The following is a 16,425-nucleotide window of genomic DNA, read 5'->3' as shown; positions in this document are numbered from 1 at the left end:
ATGTACCGGAAACATGTCACAACACACCTGCACTCAAACCCTTCAATATAACTGCAACCGCTTACAGATCTGCCGCCTGACAGTCCTTATGAAGATATAACTGAAAGGAGAAGTGAATATGGGAAAAGGGAAAATCATGGATTCATTTAAAGAAGCCGCGGAGCTGATCAATGACGGTGACACTCTTATTGCAGGGGGCTTCGGTCTTTGCGGCATCCCCGAGCAGTTAATTCTCGCCATCAGAGACCGGGGGACAAAAAACCTGACTGTCGTCAGTAATAACTGCGGCGTTGACGACTGGGGGCTGGGCCTCTTGCTTGCGAACCGTCAGATTAAAAAGATGATCGCTTCCTATGTCGGAGAAAACAAAACTTTTGAACGGCAATTTTTAAACGGAGATCTGGAAGTTGAGCTGGTTCCCCAAGGTACGCTCGCCGAACGGATTCGCGCGGGAGGAGCGGGTATCCCGGCGTTTTATACCCCGGCCGGCGCGGGGACCTCAGTCGCTGAAGGAAAAGAGCAGAAAACATTTGACGGACGGACCTGCCTTTTGGAAAGAGGCATTAAAGGACACGCCAGCATTGTAAAAGCGTGGAAAGCTGATCCGCTCGGCAATTTGATTTTCAGAAAAACGGCAAGAAATTTTAATCCGCTCGCCGCTATGGCAGGCAGGGTAACCATTGCCGAGGCAGAGGAAATCGTCGAGGCAGGTGAGCTTGACCCGGATCACATTCATACGCCGGGTATTTTTGTCCAGCATGTGCTCAAAAGCACGAATCTCGAAAAAAGGATCGAACGCCGCACCGTCCGGGAAGCATGAAGAAAGGAGCTGATCAAATGAAAGATGGCAGAAAACGAATGATCGCACGGGCAGTAAAAGAAATTAAGGACGGAATGAATGTGAATTTGGGAATCGGCATGCCGACGCTTGTCGCAAATGAAATACCGGAAGATTATAACGTGCTGCTTCAGTCGGAGAACGGCTTGCTCGGAATCGGCCCTTATCCTCTTGCGGGAGCGGAGGACCCGGATCTCATTAACGCCGGCAAAGAAATCATCACCGAAGTTAAAGGAGCCTCTTATTTTGACAGTGCCGAATCGTTTGCTATGATTCGCGGGGGCCATATAGATGTCGCCATCCTCGGCGGCATGGAAGTATCCGAAAAAGGGGACTTGGCCAACTGGATGATACCCGGAAAAATGATCAAAGGAATGGGCGGGGCTATGGACTTGGTTCACGGAGCAAAACGGATCGTTGTCATTATGGAGCACGTAAATAAATTCGGTGAATCTAAGGTGAAATCGGAATGCACTCTGCCTCTGACCGGCAGACAAGTCGTCCATCGGCTGATAACAGATTTGGCGGTGTTCGAATTTCACCAAGGCCGCATGATGCTGACAGAATTGCAGGAAGGTGCGTCATTAGAGGAAGTCATTGAGAAAACAGAAGGCCGTTTCACTGTCAGTGAAGCATTAACGTCCGGGCGGAAATAAGGAGGCATTTTCATGGACCCATTGCTGAAAGACAAAGCGGCTGTAGTGACAGGAGCAGCCAGAGGAATCGGATTTGAAATCGCTCAAGAATTCACCCGTGAAGGAGCCGCCGTAATCATAGCGGATGTCAATGAACAGGCGGGAAAAGAAGCCGCAGCAAAACTCAGTGAAGAAGGCGCTCATGCCAAAAGCATCACGTGTGATGTAACCGATGAAAAGCAAACGGCTGATATGATTCAAAAAGCCGTGACAGAATTCGGGCGACTCGATATTCTCGTGAATAACGCGGGCATTCAGCATATCGCCCCCATTGAGGCATTTCCCGCGGAACAATTTGAACGGCTCATCCGTGTCATGCTGACCGCGCCATTTATCGCCATGAAACATGCATTTCCCGTCATGAAAAAACAGCAATTCGGACGAATCATAAATATGGCGTCTGTCAACGGGCTCATCGGTTTTTACGGAAAAGCCGCATATAACAGCGCCAAGCATGGCGTCATCGGCTTAACGAAAGTCGGCGCACTTGAAGGCGCGGCTGACGGCATCACCGTCAATGCCCTCTGTCCTGGGTATGTTGACACACAGCTCGTCCACAATCAGCTGAAGGACATTTCTGACACAAGAAATGTGCCGTATGAACGTGTTCTGGAGGACGTCATCTTTCCGCTCGTTCCCCAAAAACGGCTGCTCTCAGTGAAGGAAATCGCTGATTACGCCGTGTTTTTGGCCAGCGACAAAGCAAAAGGCGTCAACGGTCAGGCCGTCGTCATGGACGGAGGATATACCGCTCAATAGTTCGTTTGAAAAAACAGCCGCACTGAACGGCTGTTTTTTTGTGCCTTAAAATAAACATATTGAAATCTTCCGAATGGTGCTTGATATCGCCAGCGGCCGCAAACAAACATGGGCGGATCATTGGGGGCTTCACAATGATTTATGTCTGTTCAACCCCGCTCCCGTGACCTGATTTTCAGTTTGGCTGAAGAGACGAATACCGACGCGATGAAAAAACGGAATTTATGATAAAGCGGTTTCGTGAGAAACAAGATGACAACATATGACGGTTTTCACAAGGAATTTACGAAATAACGATAAGCAGAAGAAATAGCCGGAATTCAATAGATTGATAAGTTCCGCGTCATGATTCCATATGAGCCTCCAGCAAGACTCAACCAAAAACATTTTGCTTCTACCGATAAATTCCTCTTATGATGAAGCAGCTCGTATTCAGCTGTGTGATGGGCCGATTTACTGCGGCAATCGGTATCCGGGCAGGTCATCCATATATTCTGCATCGCGTTTTATCTTTACAGATTTTCCTCATCCAGATCCATTCCTTGCGCATCAAAGCGCATCAGTTTACAATCCTTCACAGATATACAAATGAATGTTTACAATAAACATAAAATATGTAATTTCTGACACAATTATGCCAATAGACCTAAAAAATAAGCAGCATCAAGGGCGTGCACTAAGTGAAGAAGAGTCGGTAACCGGCTTCCATTCCGGCTCTTATCACCTCTTTTTAAGACTGTTTTTTCAGTGTCAGCCCCAACTTATATTTTATGAATAATTGTAACCGGTTCGTTTGTAAAATCGAACAATAACTCCTCCGAAAGTATTCTATACACCTTTGTTATAATCATGCTAGGATGTTAGATAAAGGGATATATTGTATGATATTGGATCTCGATGCGATCGGAGGGAACTCATGAACAATCTTGCCTTTTTATTTCCTGGACAAGGGTCTCAATTTGTAGGAATGGGCAAACATTTTTGGAATGAATTTGCGCTTGCAAAGAGATTATTTGAAGAAGCGAGCGATGCGATCTCCTTGGATATAAAAAAGCTGTGCTTTAACGGTGATATGAATGAATTGACAAAGACAATGAATGCGCAGCCCGCTATTTTAACAGTCAGTGTGATTGCTTTTCAAGTGTATATGCAGGAAATAGGGGTTAAACCGCGCTTTCTTGCAGGTCATAGCTTAGGAGAATACTCAGCGCTCGTCTGTAGCGGGGCCCTTTCTTTTCATGATGCCGTTACACTTGTAAGGCGGCGGGGTATTCTTATGCAAAATGCGGATCCTCAGCAGCAGGGGACAATGGCCGCCGTGACGCATCTCTCTCTCCAAACATTACAAGAAATATGTTCGAAAGTGTCGACGGAAGACTTTCCGGCAGGTGTAGCCTGTATGAATTCAGATCAGCAGCATGTGATTTCCGGACACCGGCAAGCTGTGGAACGTGTCATCAGGATGGCTGAGGAAAAGGGAGCTGAATACACTTATTTGAATGTCAGTGCGCCTTTTCACAGTCTGATGATACGATCGGCATCCGAACAATTCCAGACCGTACTACACCAGTATTCCTTTCGGGATGCCGCATGGCCGATTATTTCGAATGTCACCGCACGGCCTTACAGCACCGGCAATTCGGTCAACGAACATCTCAAGCAGCACATGACGATGCCGGTAAGATGGGCGGAATCAATGCATTACTTGCTTTTACACGGAGTCACGGAAGTTATCGAAATGGGCCCGAAGAATGTTTTAGGCAGTCTGCTGAAAAAAATAACGAATCATATTGCTCCTTACCCTTTAGGACAGACATCTGATGTTCACCGGCTGTCGAATTCAGGGGAAAGAAATAAAAATATTGTCCATTTACGCAAAAAACAACTGAATAAATTGATGATTCAATCCGTCATTTCGCGAAATTACAACAAAGATTCATTGGCTTATTCCAACATGACGACGCGATTATTTACGCAAATCCAAGAGCTGAAAAAGAGAATGGAAAGAAATGAAGATGAGCTTTCAGAACAAGAGCTCGAACATTCAATCCATTTGTGCAAATTAATTTGCGAGGCTAAACAGCTTCCGGCTCAGGAACAATTACGGATTTTAAAATAAAGCGCCCAGGAGGGGACCTATGTATACCAGTCAATTCCAAACCTTAGTCGATGTCATTCGGGAAAGAAGCAATATTTCTGATCGCGGAATCCGTTTTATCGAATCCGATAAAAACGAGACAGTTGTCTCTTATCGCCAATTGTTTGAAGAGGCGCAAGGGTTTCTTGGCTATTTACAGCATATCGGCATTCAGCCGAAGCAGGAAATTGTATTTCAAATCCAGGAAAACAAATCATTTGTCGTTGCTTTTTGGGCTTGTTTATTAGGAGGAATGATCCCGGTTCCGGTCAGTATCGGAGAAGATGATGACCATAAGCTGAAGGTCTGGCGGATTTGGAATATATTAAATCATCCGTTTCTGATTGCCTCTGAAAAAGTATTGGACAAAATAAAGAAATACGCTGCAGAACACGATTTACAGGATTTCCATCATCAATTAAACGAGAAATCTGACATTATTCAAGATCAAACCTACGATTACCCCGCTTCGTTTTATGAACCTGATGCGGATGAACTGGCTTTTATCCAATTTTCTTCAGGATCGACAGGAGATCCAAAAGGAGTCATGTTAACGCATCATAACTTAATACATAATACGTGCGCCATTCGAAATGCTCTGTCCATTGACTCAAAAGACTCTTTCTTATCTTGGATGCCCTTAACGCATGATATGGGGCTCATCGCCTGCCACCTAGTTCCCTTCATAGTCGGAATCAATCAAAATCTAATGCCTACAGAATTATTTATTCGCAGACCTATTCTTTGGATGAAAAAAGCTCATGAACATAAAGCCAGTATTCTATCCTCTCCTAATTTCGGATACAACTACTTCCTTAAATTTTTGAAAAACGAACCAGACTGGGATTTATCCCACATCAGAGTCATCGCAAACGGTGCAGAACCGATATTGCCGGAGCTCTGTGACGAATTTTTAACAAGATGCGCAGCATTCAATATGAAAAGATCGGCCATTTTGAATGTTTACGGTTTAGCGGAAGCTTCGGTCGGCGCAGCGTTCTCTAAAACAGGAGAAGAATTCGTTCCCGTTTATCTGCATCGCGACTATTTAAACCTCGGTGAAAGAGCTGTAAAAGTCAGCAAAGAGGATCAAAATTGCGCTTCATTCGTCGAAGTGGGACAGCCTATTGACTATTGTCAGATTCGAATCTCCGACGGAGAAAATGAAAGAATAGAAGACGGAATCATCGGCCATATCCAGATCAAAGGAGACAACGTGACTCAAGGGTATTATAACAACCCCGAAAGTACGGACAGAGCGCTGACTTCTGACGGCTGGATAAAAACGGGAGACCTCGGATTCATTAGTGAAAGTGGCAACTTAGTCGTAACCGGAAGAGAAAAGGACATTATTTTCGTGAACGGAAAAAATATCTACCCTCACGATATTGAACGGGTTGCGATTGAAATGGAAGAGGTTGACTTAGGAAGGGTTGCCGCCTGCGGTGTATATGATCAAAATACGCGAAGCGGAGAAATCGTGCTCTTTGTTGTTTTCAAAAAATCACCTGAAAAATTTGCGCCGCTTGTCAAAGAGATTAAAAAGCATTTGTACCAGCGGGGCGGCTGGAGCATAAAAGAAGTCCTTCCGATCCGCAAGCTTCCAAAAACAACCAGCGGAAAAGTGAAGCGATATGAACTGGCCAGACAGTACGAAGCAGGGGAATTCTCGGTAGAGTCTGCCGCCATCAATGAATTTTTAGAGGGCAGCCCGGAAAAATCAGGACAGACTCCGATTCATGAGATAGAAACGGAATTGCTGTCTATCTTTTCCGAAGTACTGGCCGGGAAAAAGGTTCACCTTACTGATAGTTATTTTGATATGGGCGCAAATTCTTTACAGTTATCGCAGATTGCCGAGCGCATAGAACAGAAATTCGGACGCGAGCTTGCCGTTTCCGACCTCTTTACGTATCCTTCTATCACTGATTTAGCGGCATATCTGTCTGAAGGCCGTGCTGAAATCAAGCCTGATGTGACAGCGGAGCCAAACCATGTTTCTCCGAAAGATATCGCCATTATCGGGATGTCGCTCAATGTTCCGGGAGCATCGACTAAAAGTGATTTTTGGAATCTCCTTGAAAAAGGGGAGCACAGCATTCGAGAATACCCTGTATCTCGGATGAAAGATGCGGCGGATTATGTAAAGGCCATCCAAAGTGATTTCAATGAGAATCAGTTTGTGAAGGGCGGCTATTTAGATGAAATCGACCGATTTGATTATTCGTTCTTCGGGTTAGCTCCTAAAACGGCTCAGTTTATGGACCCTAATCAAAGACTGTTTTTACAGTCTGCATGGCATGCGATTGAAGATGCGGGCTATGCCGGCGACAGTATGAACGGGAGTCAGGTCGGGGTATATGCAGGGTATTCGAAGGTGGGCTACGATTATGAACGCCTCCTTTCTGCGAGTTACCCGGAGGAACTTCATCAATATATTGTAGGCAATCTTCCTTCCGTGTTAGCCAGCCGAATCGCTTATTTCTTAAATTTAAAAGGGCCGGCGGTCACAGTGGATACGGCCTGCTCTTCATCGCTTGCCGCCGTTCATATGGCATGCAAATCTATCATTTCCGGCGAATGTGAAATGGCTATTGCCGGAGGTGTCCGAACATCGCTCCTGCCGATCTGTATCGGGCTTGATATGGAATCTTCGGACGGGTACACCAAAACGTTCAGCAAAGATTCAGACGGCACGGGCACAGGAGAAGGGGCGGCTGCAGTCCTGTTAAAACCTTTGCAGGATGCGGTTCGCGACGGAGACCATATTTACGGTGTGATCAAGGGAAGCGCGATGAATCAAGACGGAACAACTGCCGGCATTACCGCCCCGAATCCGGCAGCTCAGACTGAGGTCATTGAGACGGCTTGGAAAGACGCGGGTGTTGCTCCTGAAACGCTGTCTTTCATCGAAGCGCACGGCACCGGGACCAAACTCGGCGATCCGGTTGAATTTAACGGACTTTGTAAAGCGTTTGAAAAGCATACGTCAAAAAAACAATTTTGTGCGATTGGTTCTGTTAAATCAAACATCGGTCATTTGTTTGAAGCGGCAGGCATCGTGGGGCTGATCAAATCTGTCCTCATGCTGAATCATAAGAAAAACCCGCCGTTAGCGCACTTTAATGAACCTAATCCGCTCATTCACTTTCACTCTTCACCTTTTTATGTAAATCAGGAAGCTGCGGAGTTCACACCTGGTGACGGGCCTCTGCGGGGCGGAATCAGCTCGTTTGGTTTTAGCGGAACGAATGCGCATGTGGTGTTGGAGGAATATACTGCCCAAAATGAGTATGCTCCCGAGGACGAAAATGAGCCGCACCTATTTGTTTTGTCTGCTCAAACAGAAAATTCACTCTATGAGCTCGTACAACAGTACCGGCAATATGTATCGAATGACAGCCAAGCCTCATTGAAGTCCATTTGCTATACAGCCAGTACGGGCAGGGCTCATTTGGATCATAGGATTGCCATGATTGTATCAAGTAAACAAGAGTTATCTGATAAGCTGACCTGTCTGGTTCAGGGAGACAGAAATATCCCCGGAGCATACGTTGGTTATCAGAATATGAAGGAAATGCTGCCTGCTCATAAAGAAGAGCTGAATAAACAAACCGCTGATCTGATCAAGCGGAGTACACATACACAGGATGAACGAAACACACGGCTGAATCGCGCCGCCGAATTATTTGTGAAAGGAGCCGTTATAGATTGGCGCGCGTTTTATTCCGGGGAAACCGTACAAAAAACGCCATTGCCTTTGTATCCGTTTGAACGGAATCGCTGTTGGGCTGAAGCTGCCCCTTTGAGCGTAAACGAGGGAGAAGAGAGAGGAGAAGCAGTATTGAATATCAATCAATCGAAGGCGCATATTGAATCCTTCCTGAAAACTGTAATCAGTAATGCTTCGGGGATCAGAGCGGATGAAATCGATCTGAATGCCCATTTTATCGGACTCGGAATGGATTCCATCATGCTGTCACAGGTCAAAAAGGCCATTGCGGACGAATTTGGGGAAGACATCCCGATGGATCGTTTTTTTGATACGATGAACAACCTTCAAAGTGTCATAGATTACTTGGCTGAGACCGCTCCAACATCCTTTGCATCCGCTCCGCCTCAAGAAAATGTTCCGGCGCGAGAAAAACCGGTCATTTCAGAAGCACAGCCTGAGTCGGAGCACAGAGAAGACCGCCAAGAGCATATGCTCGAAAAAATAATCGCTTCTCAGAATCAATTAATTCAGGATACCTTACAGGCTCAATTAAATAGCTTTAATTTACTGAGAACCAGCGGGCATCATTCCGATGTGAAAGAATACTCTAAAGCGCAAAAAAAATCAATTTCTTCAGTCGAGCAGGGGCCTCCTGCTGCTGCCGGAGAAAAGAAATTGACTCAAGAAGCGAAACCCTATGTTCCTTTTCAGCCTCAGAGCCTGCATGAACAGGGACACTATACCGCACAGCAAAGACAATATTTAGAAGATTTCATCAGGAAATACGCAGACAAAACGAAAGGTTCCAAACAATATACGGACAAAACACGATTTGCTCATGCAAACAACCGTAATCTGTCCAGCTTCCGTTCATATTGGAAGGAAATCGTGTACCCGATTATTGCCGAACGTTCTGACGGTTCCAAGATGTGGGATATTGACGGAAACGAATATATCGATATCACCATGGGATTCGGAGTTAATCTTTTCGGACATCATCCATCGTTTATTACACAGGTGATCGATGATTCAACCCGCTCATCCTTGCCACCGCTCGGACCGATGTCGGATGTCGCCGGGGAAGTTGCCGACCGAATCCGCACATGCACTGGCGTAGAAAGGGTCGCTTTCTATAATTCCGGAACAGAGGCCGTCATGGTTGCCCTACGTTTGGCAAGGGCGGCAACAGGAAGAAAGAAAGTTGTGGCGTTCTCGGGCTCTTATCACGGGACGTTTGACGGCGTATTGGGAGTTGCGAGCACAAAAGGCGGGGCTGCGTCTGCGAATCCGCTGGCTCCGGGCATACTGCAGAGCTTTATGGATGATTTGATTATTTTGCATTACAACAATCCAGATTCGCTGGACGTGATTCGCAGTCTCGGGGATGAATTGGCCGCCGTACTGGTGGAACCGGTACAAAGCCGCAGACCGGATTTGCAGCCGAAAGCATTTCTGAAAGAACTGCGGGCGATTACACAGCAATCCGGGACGGCTCTGATTATGGATGAAATTATTACGGGATTTCGGATCGGTCTCGGCGGCGCGCAGGAATGGTTTGGCATTCAAGCCGATTTAGTGACCTACGGAAAAATCATCGGAGGCGGACAGCCGTTAGGGATTGTTGCCGGAAAAGCTGAGTTCATGAATGCGATCGATGGGGGAACCTGGCAGTATGGGGATGATTCCTATCCGCAAGACGAGGCGAAACGCACCTTTGTGGCCGGCACCTTCAATACTCACCCGCTTACCATGAGAATGTCATTAGCCGTGCTTCGCCATTTACAAACCGAGGGAGAACACCTGTATGAGCAGTTAAATCAAAAAACAGCCTATCTGGTCGATCAGCTAAATCGCTGCTTTGAACAATCAGAAGTGCCTATCCGCATGGTTCGATTCGGTTCTTTATTCCGGTTTGTTTCATCGCTTGATAACGACTTGTTCTTTTACCACCTCAATCCTAAAGGGATCTATGTATGGGAAGGACGCAACTGCTTCTTGTCCACGGCGCATACCGCGGATGATATTGAAAACATCATTCAAGCCGTTAAAGACACGGTGAAGGATCTTCGCCGAGGCGGATTTATTCCGGGTGGCCCGGATTCCCCTGATGACGGAGGCCATAACAAAACCGGAATACACGAGCTTTCACCTGAACAAAAACAATTGGTTCTGGCATCACATTATGGGAATGAAGCTTCTGCAGCCTTAAACCAGTCCATTATGCTGAAAGTGAAGGGGAAACTGCAGCATACGCCCTTAAAACAAGCAGTCCGGCATATCGTCGGCCGCCACGAGGCTTTACGTACGGTGATCCATGTTGATGACGAAGTACAGCAAGTGCAGGAGCGGATAAATGTAGAAATTCCTGTCATTGATTTTACCGGTTACCCGGAAGAGCAACGGGAGCCGGAAATTCAGAAATGGCTGCAAGAAGATGCCAAGCGGCCGTTTCATTTCCAAGAACAAAAACCCTTGTTTAGAATCCATGTGCTTACATCGGGCCAAGACGAACATCTGATTGTGCTTACATTCCATCATATCATTGCCGACGGATGGTCAATTGCTGTCTTTGTTCAAGAGCTGGAGAGCAGCTATGCGGCAATGGCAGAAGGAAAACCGATTCCTCCGAAAGCGGCCGCTGCTTCATTTCGCCAATATTTAGACTGGCAGCAGGCCCAGATTGACAGCGGCCATTATGATGAAGGAGTCCGTTATTGGCGTCACCATTTCTCTGAACCGATACAGCAGGCAGTCCTGCCGAGCATCGCTTCTGCCCGTTTTCCGAACGGGTATGAGGGTGACCGGTTCACCGTCAGGCTTGGGCGGCCTTTAAGCGAGGCTTTAAAGTCATTAAGCATTCGGAGGAAAAATAGCGTATTTGTGACGATGCTGGGGGCATTTCATCTTTTTCTGCACCAGCTTACCAAACAGTCCGGTCTTGTGATCGGAATTCCTACAGCCGGTCAATCGCATATGAAACAGCATGATCTGATTGGAAATTGCGTCAATATGATTCCGGTAAAGACCACATCTTCTTCAGAAAGCACCTTATCCGGTTATCTTGGCAGTATGAAAGAAAGCGTGAACCATGCAATGCTTCATCAGGCCGTTCCAATGACACTGATAGCCAGAGAACTTCCGCACGATCAAGTGCCGGAAATGCGTATTATTTTTAATTTGGACAGGCCTTTTCGAAAGCTTCATTTCGGAAAGGCGGAAGCCGAGCTCGTTGCTTACCCTATGAAATGCATTTCATATGATCTATTTCTTAATGCTACGGATGTGGGCCAAGAATATGTTCTTGATTTCGACTTTAATACGAATGTCATCAGTCCGGAGATCATGAAAAAGTGGGGAGCAGGCTTTACGAAATTACTGCAAAAAATGGTTGAGGGGGATTCAGTCCCTCTTGACGCCCTGACGATGTTTTCCGATGAAGAACAGCATGATTTACAACAACTGTATGCCGACCATCAAAATCGGATCTCTTCAATAGTCAGCAATACGGCAAACTTCGCTGACGCCTACGAGGCGCCGGCAAATGAAACGGAGCGGCAGCTGGCGCAGATTTGGGAGGAACTTTTCGGCCTTGACCGGGTTGGCAGATCAGATCGCTTCCTGGCATTGGGAGGAAACTCACTCCAAGCGACGCTTATGCTTTCCAAAGTTCAGAAGACATTTCATCAAAAGGTTTCCATCGGACAATTTTTCAATCACCAGACTGTTAAGGAATTAGCAAGTTTCATTCAGAATGAAAAGAAAGTCATGCACCTCCCGATGAAGGCGGCTGAGAAAAAAGCGCATTACCCGACATCACCGGCGCAGCAAAGAGTATATTTCCTTCACCAAATGGAACCGGATCAGCTGGCTCAGAATATGTTCGGCCAAATATCAATTATAGGGCAATACGATGAGCAAGCCCTGATTTCTTCTCTTCAGCAAGTCATGCAGCGGCATGAAGCGTTTCGCACGTATTTTGACATTTCAGATGGCGAAATTGTCCAGAAACTTGAAAACGAAATTGATATTAACATTCATGTCCGGACAATGAGTCTGGACGAATTTGATGCCTATGCAGACCGGTTTGTAAAACCGTTCCGCTTGGAGCAAGCTCCTTTGGTCCGTGCGGAGCTGATCAAAATTGATAACGGGCAGGCCGAGCTGCTCATCGATATGCACCATATCATTTCGGACGGTTATTCCATCAACATACTTACAAATGAATTGCTGGCTTTATATCATCAGAAACCATTACCGGACATTGAATTTGAATATAAAGATTTCGCAGAATGGCAGAACCAATGGCTGAATGAGGATGCCATGAAGCAGCAGGAGACATACTGGCTTGAACAATTCCAAGAAGAAATCCCGGTTCTTCAACTGCCGACAGACGGTTCAAAAGCGGCGGAACGGTCTTCCGACGGGCAGCGCGTAACGTGCTCCTTACAGCCGGATGTAATCCGTTCGCTGCAAGATCTGGCGCAAAAGGCGGGAACGACGCTTTATACGGTGCTTCTGGCCGCCTACAAAGTGCTGCTTCATAAATATACAGGACAAGAAGATATTGTCGTAGGCACGCCTGCTTCAGGAAGAAATCATCCGGATGTCGAAAATATCATCGGGATTTTCATTCAAACCATCGGAATCCGGACGAAGCCGCTCGCTAATAGAAAGTTTACGGATTATCTGGAAGAAGTAAAGCGGCAGACGCTTGACGCTTTCGAAAACCAAGACTATCCATTCGACCGGCTGGTGGAAAAATTAAATGTACAACGGGAAACAACAGGCAAATCACTGTTTAACACAATGTTTGTGTTTCAAAATATTGAATTTCATGAAATCCGGCACGATGAATGTACATTTAAGGTGAAAGAACGAAATCCAGGGGTCTCTTTATATGATTTGATGCTGACGGTTGAAGATGCCGGGCAACAGATTGAGATGCACTTTGATTTTAAACCGGGACAGTTTGAAAAAGACACCATTGAACAGATCACAAGACACTATGTCAGTATTTTAAAGAGCCTTGTGAAGCAGCCGGAGATGACGTTGTCTTCCGTTCCTATGCTGTCTGAAACCGAACGGTATCAATTGCTGACGGAGTTTAATGACACAAAGACTCCGTATCCGCATAACGAAACGGTATCCCGGTGGTTTGAAAACCAGGCAAACCTGCGGCCTGATCATGAAGCCGTTATTTTCGGCAATGAGCGGTATACGTACAGACAGCTCAATGAACGGGCAAACCAATTGGCGCGGACGTTACGGACAATAGGCATACAAGCGGATCAATTCGTTGCCATCATCTCTCCGCATTGTATCGAGCTGATTGTTGGAATTTTGGCTGTTCTGAAATCCGGCTGCGCATACGTGCCCATTGATCCTGAATATCCGGAGGACCGGATCCATTATATGCTGAGTGACTCAAAAGCGGAGATTGTGTTGACACACCGCAGCCTGCAAGTTCAGTTACCGTATGATGGTGACGTTGTGCTTCTGGATGAGGAAAACTCTTATCATGCAGACCGCTCAAATCTTGAATTGTTCAGCGATGCGCATGATTTAGCGTACATGATCTATACGTCGGGTTCGACCGGCAATCCGAAAGGTGTACTCATTGAGCACCAGGGGATGGCCAATTATATTTGGTGGGCGAAAGAAGTTTATGTGCGGGGAGAGAAAACCAACTTCCCATTATACTCTTCCATCTCTTTTGACCTGACGGTGACTTCGATATTTACACCGCTGGTGACGGGAAATACCATCATCGTCTATGACGGAGAAGATAAAAGCGCTGTTCTTTCTGCGATTATGCAAGACTCAAGAATAGACATGATCAAATTGACCCCGGCACATTTGCACGTCATCAAGGAGATGAATATAGCAAGTCACACCACAATACGGAAAATGATTGTAGGCGGAGAAAATTTTAGCACCCGTCTGGCCAAAAGTGTCAGCAAGCAGTTTAAAGGACGGCTGGACATATTCAATGAGTACGGTCCGACGGAAACTGTCGTCGGATGTATGATTTACCGTTACGACGCAAAACGGGACAAGCAGGAATTTGTACCGATCGGCACTGCGGCTGCCAACACGGACATTTATGTGGCTGATGCAAGCAGAAATCTGGTTCCAATCGGGGTAATCGGTGAAATGTATATCAGCGGACCCGGTGTTGCCAGAGGGTATTGGAATCGCCCGGATTTAACGGCAGAAAAATTTGTTGAAAACCCGTTTATCCCGGGAGCGAAGATGTACAAATCAGGGGACTTGGCTAAGCGATTGAGGGATGGAAATCTTGTATATGTGGGCCGCATCGATGAACAAGTCAAAATCAGGGGACACCGAATCGAACTTGGCGAGATCGAAGCAGCGATGCATAACGTGGAAACGGTGCAAAAAGCCGCGGTTACAGCCAGAGAAGCAGAAGACGGCTTAAAACAATTGTGCGCGTATTACGTAAGCGACAAACCTATAGCGGCTGCGCAGCTTAGGGAACAATTGTCATCGGAGCTCCCGGACTATATGGTTCCGTCCTATTTTGTCCGTCTTGAGCATATGCCGTTAACGTCCAACGGGAAAATAAACCGTAAAGCACTGCCTGCACCCGAAGCAAGTCTGCAGCAGACAGCTGAATATGTTCCGCCGGGCAATGAGGTCGAGTCCAAACTGACAGATTTGTGGCAGGAAGTGCTCGGAATAAGCCGTGCGGGGATCAAACATAATTTCTTTGATCTCGGAGGAAATTCCATTCGTGCAGCGGCCTTAGCCGCACGAATTCATAAAGAGTTGGATGTGAACCTGACGTTAAAAGACATATTCAAGTTTCCTACCATTGAACAATTGGCTGACAAAGCGTTACACATGGGCAAAAATCAATATGTACCGATCCCGGCCGCAAAGGAAATGCCCTATTATCCGGTTTCTTCAGCTCAAAGGCGCATGTATTTGTTAAGTCACACAGAAGGCGGCGAGCTGACTTACAATATGACGGGTGCCATGAGTGTGGAAGGGACGATCGATCCCGACCGGTTAAACGCCGCTTTTCAAAAATTAATCGAACGTCATGAAGCTTTGCGGACAAGCTTCGAATTATACAAAGGCGAACCGGCACAGCGTATTCATCAGAGCGTCGAATTTACAATAGAACGAATTCAAGCTAGCGAAGAAGAAGCGAAAGACCGTGTGATTGATTTCATCCAAGCGTTTGATTTAGCCAAGCCGCCGCTGATGCGGGCCGGTCTGATTGAAGTTGAACCTGCGCGGCATGTGCTTGTGGTTGATATGCATCATATCATTTCTGACGGGGTGTCCGAGAATATTCTGATGAAGGATTTAAGCCTGCTTTACGCGGGGAACGAACCGGAGCCGCTTTCTGTTCAATATAAAGACTATGCGGTTTGGCAGCAATCTGACATTCAGAAACGGAATATCGAGAGCCAGGAAGCGTATTGGCTGGATCAGTTTCGTGATGACATTCCTGTACTGGAAATGCCTGCGGATTACGAGAGACCTGATATACGCGATTACGAAGGAGAATCCTTTGAATTTGTTATACCGGAACACTTGAAACAGCGTTTAAGCCAACTTGAAGAAAACACAGGAGCAACACTGTATATGATTTTATTGGCAGCCTATACGATTCTTTTATCCAAATACAGCGGACAAGAGGATATTGTCGTAGGAACGCCATCTGCCGGGCGGACTCATTTGGATGTAGAGTCAGTCGTGGGAATGTTCGTCAATACGTTAGTCATTCGCAATCACCCGGCGGGCCGTAAAACATTTGATGCCTACTTAAACGAAGTAAAGGAAAACATGCTGAATGCCTATAAAAATCAAGACTATCCGTTGGAAGAATTGATTCAGCACTTGCATTTCCCAAAAGATTCAAGCCGCAATCCTTTGTTCGATACGATGTTTGTGCTGCAAAATCTCGATCAGGCTGAATTGACATTCGATTCCCTTCAGCTCAAGCCGTATCAATTTCATCATCCGGTTGCCAAATTCGATCTGACCTTGTCGATTCAGGCGGACCAGGACAACTATCACGGTCTGTTTGAATATTCTAAAAAGCTGTTTAAAAAAAGCAGAATCGAGGCTTTATCAAACGACTACTTACACATCCTATCAGCGATTCTAGAACAACCGAACATAACAATCGAATATATCGGGTTGAGCGGCGGCGATGAGGAAGAAGAGAACATGCTGGATTCTATTCAATTGAACTTTTAGGAAAAGCATTTATTTAGTTCCTTAAATTATACAAAACGAGGTGCTC

General features: G+C 46.2%; 5 protein-coding genes and 1 pseudogene. All 6 read left to right on the top strand.

Features of this window, described 5'->3' with window-relative positions:
* Nucleotides 1-118 precede the first annotated feature (118 nt).
* The 6 genes and pseudogenes from BAMF_RS30245 (at nt 119) to BAMF_RS30225 (ending at nt 16,379) form a co-directional block, all read left to right on the top strand.
* Nucleotides 119-820, top strand: a complete 702-nt coding sequence (locus BAMF_RS30245; RefSeq protein ID WP_013352455.1) for a CoA transferase subunit A — start codon at nt 119-121, stop codon at nt 818-820.
* Nucleotides 821-837: 17 nt separating this feature from the next.
* Nucleotides 838-1,494, top strand: a complete 657-nt coding sequence (locus tag BAMF_RS30240) for a 3-oxoacid CoA-transferase subunit B (RefSeq protein ID WP_013352454.1) — start codon at nt 838-840, stop codon at nt 1,492-1,494.
* A gap of 12 nt (nt 1,495-1,506) precedes the next feature.
* Complete coding sequence (locus BAMF_RS30235) at nt 1,507-2,292, top strand: 3-hydroxybutyrate dehydrogenase (protein WP_013352453.1); 786 nt, start codon at nt 1,507-1,509, stop codon at nt 2,290-2,292.
* 61 nt (nt 2,293-2,353) lie between these two features.
* Nucleotides 2,354-2,464, top strand: a pseudogene (locus BAMF_RS41880) (hypothetical protein); the annotation flags it as partial.
* A gap of 744 nt (nt 2,465-3,208) precedes the next feature.
* Nucleotides 3,209-4,411, top strand: a complete 1,203-nt coding sequence (fabD, locus tag BAMF_RS30230) for an ACP S-malonyltransferase (RefSeq protein WP_014470342.1) — start codon at nt 3,209-3,211, stop codon at nt 4,409-4,411.
* 19 nt (nt 4,412-4,430) lie between these two features.
* Nucleotides 4,431-16,379, top strand: a complete 11,949-nt coding sequence (locus BAMF_RS30225; protein ID WP_013352450.1) for a non-ribosomal peptide synthetase/type I polyketide synthase — start codon at nt 4,431-4,433, stop codon at nt 16,377-16,379.
* The last annotated feature ends 46 nt before the right edge of the window (nt 16,380-16,425 follow it).

The sequence above is a fragment of the Bacillus amyloliquefaciens DSM 7 = ATCC 23350 genome (assembly GCF_000196735.1).
GTDB classification, from domain to species: Bacteria; Bacillota; Bacilli; order Bacillales; family Bacillaceae; genus Bacillus; species Bacillus amyloliquefaciens.
This window is presented reverse-complemented; position numbering and strand designations above follow the sequence as displayed.

What these genes read in the sequence shown, in the direction of transcription:
- BAMF_RS30245 (WP_013352455.1), top strand. Translation starts at nt 119, where the DNA reads ATGGGAAAAGGGAAAATCATGGATTCATTTAAAGAAGCCGCGGAGCTG.
- BAMF_RS30240 (WP_013352454.1), top strand. Translation starts at nt 838, where the DNA reads ATGAAAGATGGCAGAAAACGAATGATCGCACGGGCAGTAAAAGAAATT.
- BAMF_RS30235 (WP_013352453.1), top strand. Translation starts at nt 1,507, where the DNA reads ATGGACCCATTGCTGAAAGACAAAGCGGCTGTAGTGACAGGAGCAGCC.
- fabD (WP_014470342.1), top strand. Translation starts at nt 3,209, where the DNA reads ATGAACAATCTTGCCTTTTTATTTCCTGGACAAGGGTCTCAATTTGTA.
- BAMF_RS30225 (WP_013352450.1), top strand. Translation starts at nt 4,431, where the DNA reads ATGTATACCAGTCAATTCCAAACCTTAGTCGATGTCATTCGGGAAAGA.